Origin of the sequence: Kitasatospora sp. NPDC089509 (assembly GCF_044749365.1) — a bacterium.
In the GTDB taxonomy this organism is placed as follows: domain Bacteria; phylum Actinomycetota; class Actinomycetes; order Streptomycetales; family Streptomycetaceae; genus Kitasatospora.
Map to the genome: position 1 here is coordinate 1 of NZ_JBIVHS010000058.1, position 2,415 is coordinate 2,415.

At 75.6% G+C, this 2,415-nt stretch carries 2 protein-coding genes; both read left to right on the top strand.

Annotation, left to right across the window (positions count from 1 at the left end):
• Positions 1 to 786, top strand: a 786-nt coding sequence (locus ACIP4P_RS45035; protein WP_400930329.1) for a glycosyltransferase, incomplete at its 5' end; no start/stop codon positions are given.
• Between the two features lie 73 nt (positions 787 to 859).
• On the top strand, positions 860 to 2,415 hold a 1,556-nt coding region (locus ACIP4P_RS45040), incomplete at its 3' end, for a hypothetical protein (RefSeq protein ID WP_400930332.1).

Below are 2,415 nucleotides of genomic sequence, written 5' to 3' on the forward strand. Positions count from 1 at the left end.
TACAACCGGCGCTGGGAGGAGCGCGGCGGCACCCCGTCCGCGCACATCCGCACCGTCTACAACGGCGTGGACCCGGCCGCCTTCCCGCCGGCCGGGCCCGAGCCCGAGACGCCGACCCTCAGCTGGGCCGGCCGGGTCGACCCGATCAAGGACCTGGAGACGCTGATCCGGGCCTTCGCCCTCGTCCACCAGGAGATCCCCGAGGCGCGGCTGCGGCTCTTCGGGGGCACCCCCAAGGGCGGCGAGGCGTACCGGGACGGCTGCATAGCCCTGGCCGCCGAGCTCGGCGTGGCCGACTCGGTGGCCTTCGAGGGCCGCGTCGCCGACATCACCGACGCGTACGCGGCGGGCAACGTGGTGATGCTCTCCAGCATCAGCGAGGGCTTCCCGTTCACCCTGATCGAGGCGATGTCCTGCGGCCGGGCGACCGTCTCCACGGACGTCGGCGGCGTGCGCGAGGCGGTCGGCGACACCGGACTGGTCGTCCCGCCGCGCGAGCCCGAGCCGATGGCGGCCGCCGCGATCGAGCTGCTGCGCGACCCCGCGCGGCGCGCCCGGCTCGGCGAGGGCGCCCGGCTGCGGGTCATCGAGCAGTTCACGCTCCGCCAGAACATCGACGGCTTCCGGGGCATCTACACCGAACTCCTGGGCACCGCCCGCTGGATGCCCGGCGGCATGGTCGCCGTCACCGACCAGGCGCCCAGCCCGGACTGGGACCAGCAGCTGACCGCCGCCCGGCCCGAGTTGGCCACCGCCCGACCCGAGCCGAGCGAGGTGGGCGCGTGAACGAGCGCAGCGAGCGAACCATCGAGAGGCGCGTGTCCCGCTCTGCGGCCGCCGAGCCCTGCGAGGTGGGCGCATGAGCGGGCCGATCCGCCTCGTTCCGGACGAAGGCGGCGCCGAGCGGACGATGCAGCTGCGCACCCTGCCGCTGAAGCGCCGCCGCCCCGCCCCGCCCGTCGAGCCCGACCCCGCCGAGCAGCTCGACCTCTCCGACGACCCGCTGGACGAGCTCGCCGAGCGCCTGCACGACATCTGCGCCGACGCCGTCCACCCGTACGAGATCGCGGCCTTCCTGGAGTCCGACGGCCTCTCCGACGAGCAGGCCGCCCTGCTCTACGGCCGCCCCGACGCCTTCACCGTCGCCGAGGAGCTGTTCGAGAAGGTCGAGCGCCGCTACCCCGGCCAGGGCTCCGAGTTCGCCAACCCCTGGCGGGCCGACCCGTGGCGCTGCGTGGTGCGCGGCCTGGTGTTCGCCCTGCCCGGGCTCGGCTACCTGCTCGGCGCCAACCTGTTCGCCACCGCCCGGATGCGCTTCGGCCTGCCCTCGGGCATGCTCGCGCTGTCCGTCGCCACCCTGGTCAGCTGGGGCTTCAACCAGGCGCTGGCGCACCGCGCCTACCGCTGGCTGGGCCGGCTGCGCCGCCGGGAGGCCGCGGTCTGCCTGGCCGTCGGCGCACCGGCCGGGGCGCTGCTGGCCTCCGCCGCCGCGTACGTGGTCGGCGGGCCGCTCGGCGCGCTGTGGTTCGCCGCCGGACAGTCCTGCTACCTGGGCGCGGCCACCGCGCTGCTGGTGCTCGGACGGGAGAAGTTCCTGCTGCTGGCGCTGGCCCCGGCCTCGGTCGGCGCGGGCGTGGTGCTGGCGGTCGACGTCCCGGAGACGGTCCGTACGGTGGTGCTGCTCGCCTCGGTGGTGCTGGCGGTCGGCCTGGCCGCACGGGAGCTGCTGGTCGCGGCCCGCGGCGGCGACCAGGACGGCGTGGACCTCAAGCTGCCGATCCGCCAGGAGGTCCCGCACCTGCTGTTCGGGCTGGCCTGCGGCGCGCTCACGCTGATCGCCGGCCTCGGCGAGACCATCCACCAGGCCGTGCAGGCCGCCTCCCACGCGGCCCACACCCCGGTGCACGGCGGCCACCCCGCGCCCTCCGGGGTGAGCACCACCCCGACCGGGCCGGCCATGATCGCGCTGACGCTCAGTCTCGGCCTCGCCGAGTGGCTGCTGTTCCGCTACCGGGCGATGGCGGTGGCCGCGCTGCGCACCAGCCACACCACCGGGCAGTTCACCCGCCGCACCGGCGGGATCCTGCTCGGCTGCCTGTTCATCTACCTCACCACCGTGGCCGCGCTGGACGCCGCCGCGACCGTGCTGTGGCCGGGCGCCCCGTCGCTCGGCGTGCCGCAGCTCGGCGCGATGCTGCTCCTGGGCGGCTCGCTCTGGCTGGCGCTGCTGCTGAACGCCTTCGGGTTCAGCTGGAGCACCGCCCTCATCTGTCTGGCCGCCGCGGTCGCCGAGAGCGTCGGGCTGCTGACCGGTGCGGACCCGATCGTCCTGCAGCTGATCGGCTGCGGGGCGGCCGCGCTCGTCCTCACCGCCACCGCCGGGCCCGCGCTCGGCCGCACCACCCAACACCGCTG